General features: G+C 53.6%; 2 protein-coding genes. Both read left to right on the top strand.

Annotated elements, in window-relative coordinates:
- Positions 1-1332 (top strand): FAD-dependent oxidoreductase (locus RMSM_RS12985; protein WP_040766234.1); only part of this gene is annotated, 1332 nt, incomplete at its 5' end.
- An 8-nt stretch (positions 1333-1340) separates the two neighbouring features.
- Positions 1341-2800 (top strand): sodium:solute symporter family transporter (locus RMSM_RS12980; protein ID WP_040766231.1); only part of this gene is annotated, 1460 nt, incomplete at its 3' end.

Raw genomic sequence — 2800 nt, 5'->3', positions numbered from 1 at the left:
GATCAAACATTTGTCAACGAACTTTACAGCGTTCCTTTTCGATCGCTCTATTCACGCAACATTGCGAACTTGATGTTGGTCGGACGTTGCATCAGCGTCAGCCACGTTGCGATGGGTTCGATCCGTGTGATGAACAGCTTGGGCGCTGCTGCGCAGTCGGTCGGAATGGCGGCTGCGATCTGCAACGAGAAAAACGTCGAACCAAGGCAGATCGCAGAAGACCACATCGCTGAACTTCAGCAGCGGTTGTTGCGAGCCGACGTGCATCTGATCCGGCTGCCAAATCAGGACCACCGGGATCTTGCCCGCGCGGCCGAAATCACATCATCGAGCGACCAGCCCTATCAGGCCGAGCATTCGACAGGTTCTCTGGAGCTTAAGTACGACTTGGCCCAACAATTTCCGGTAACACCCGGCCACATCAAATCGGTCGGTGTGCGACTGCAGTCCGAACGATCCGATGTTTGCGAAATCGTGGCGTCCGTTTATCGCAGTCATACGCTGGGGCGCTTCGACGAACAAACGCCTGTCGCGGAGAAAACGATCAAGGTCGATCCCAATTCGTCTTCCTGGATTGACGTGAAATTGAATGAGGACACTACCGATCCTTCTTTGTTATGGATTTGCCTCTCTGCACAACCGGGAGTCTTTTGGTCTTACTCAGGTGAAGAAGCCCTTGGGACACGCTTTGCGGCAAGATTCGATGGCGAATTGGTCCCACGACCTTCCCATGGCAAAGCCAGGATCGCGCCAGTCACCGACGACTGGTTTCCCTTGAATCATCATGGTCGATTGCCGCAGGAATTACATGACTGGATGTCAGAAACGGTTGGCATCGAATTCGACCGAAAGGTAAGAGCAACGCTTTGCCATCGAGTGAAGTATGCCGACGCACCAACTTCGTTGACCTCGCCTTATCAGGCCACCAACGTCACCAATGGAATCTCGCGGGCGGAAGACTGGCCCAATATCTGGATCTCGGATCGCAGCCAACCGCTACCGCAATCAGTTTCGCTGAAGTGGGGCGACACGAAGCAAGTCCACGAGATCAGCCTTGCCTTTGACACGGACCTGGATGCTCCCGATCGTTGTTATGGCTGGCCTCGCGAGGCACATCGTTTTGTTTTCCCCGTCCCGCAGTGTGTAAAGGACTATCGCATTATGGGACGCCTCGGTGACAACTGGATGGAACTGGTCGATATTCGCGACAACTACAACCGTCGACGCATTCACATGTTGACCGATCCGGTCAATCTTGACGAACTGCGTGTCGAAGTGCTGGCAACCCACGGTTCCCCTTCGGCGCATATTTATGAAATCCGAGCTTACTGAGGAATATATTGAACAGCTTGGATTACATCGCGCTAGGACTCTACCTGGTTGGACTGTTCGCGATCAGCACACTGGCTGGTAAGCGGTCATCGAGTCAGAAAGAAATGTTCTCTGCCGGACGTCGATCGCCCTGGTGGGCGTCTGGTCTTAGCGGCTTCATGACCATGTTCTCAGCCAGCACATTCGTGGTCTGGGGAGGAATTGCTTACCAATACGGAATGGTCGCCGTTGTCATCAACACCTGCTACGGAATTGCAGCGCTGCTTGTCGGCTATTTTGTCGCCGGACGATGGAACCGTTTGAACATTCAAACGCCGGCGGAATTTGTCAGCCTAAGATTTGGCGCCGTGGGGCTGCAGTTCTTCACGTGGACGATGCTTTTCAAACGCATTCTGGGAGTCTCCGTTTCCCTGTATGCGTTGGCCGTTTTGTTGGTGGCTTTGATTCCCGTTAATCTGACATTGGCGATCGTGATCTTCGGTGTGATCGTGACGGCCTACACGATGCAAGGTGGTCTGTGGGCCGTCCTGATGACCGATGTGCTGCAATTCATCGTATTGACGGTCACTGTGTTTCTGGTGGCATTCTTGATGCTCGGGAATATCGAAAGCATGTCGGGGTTTGTGGCGTCGGTCCCCGACGATTTTTTCAGCCCGGTTGCTGGGAGCTACGGTTGGTTTTTCCTGACGGGGTGGGTGATGATCCATTTCTTCATGATTGGTGCCGAATGGGCGTTCGTGCAACGCTTTCTAGCGGTACCAAGTTCCAAGGACGCGAGAAAGTCAGCGTATCTCTTTGGCGTTATGTATTTGGTGACACCATTGTTCTGGCTGTTGCCGCCGTTGCTTTTTCGAGGCGAAGTTCAGGGCATTGATAAAGAGCAGGCCTACATCCTCGCGGCGCGGTCAGTTTTACCGCCAGGGCTTCTGGGCCTAATGGTTGCGGCATTGTTTTCGGCCACCGCCAGCATGGTGAGTTCGCAATTGAATGTTTTTGCCGGTGTTCTAACCAACGATTTCTACCACGCCAAATTCAACCCCCGTGCGAGTGAGCGACGGTTGGTGATGGTTGGCCGAATCTTTACCGTCTTACTGGGCGCACTGCTGGTTGGTTCGGCGTTACTGGTTCCACAACTGGGCGGTGCTGAGAAACTCATTGTCACCATCAATTCGATGCTTGTGGTTCCGCTGTACGCTCCAACGCTGTGGGGGTTGTTCAGCACACGTATCAACATTCGCGACATGCTGCTGGTCGCATTGTCGAGTTTTTTCCTGGGTGTGTTGCTTCGATTTGGCCTCGCGACGAATCCGTGGATTGGCGAAGGAGATAACCTGTGGACGTTGGCTCAATACCTGAGCGAGAATGTAAAGAACGTTGAGGTGATGGTGGGAGTCATTCTGCCCGTGGTCATGCTGGCCGTCATCGAGTTCACAAAGAAGCTAAACGGCCCCCTCTGCGAGCGATGTTC

Source organism: Rhodopirellula maiorica SM1 (assembly GCF_000346295.1).
Lineage (GTDB): Bacteria > Planctomycetota > Planctomycetia > Pirellulales > Pirellulaceae > Novipirellula > Novipirellula maiorica.
This window is presented reverse-complemented; position numbering and strand designations above follow the sequence as displayed.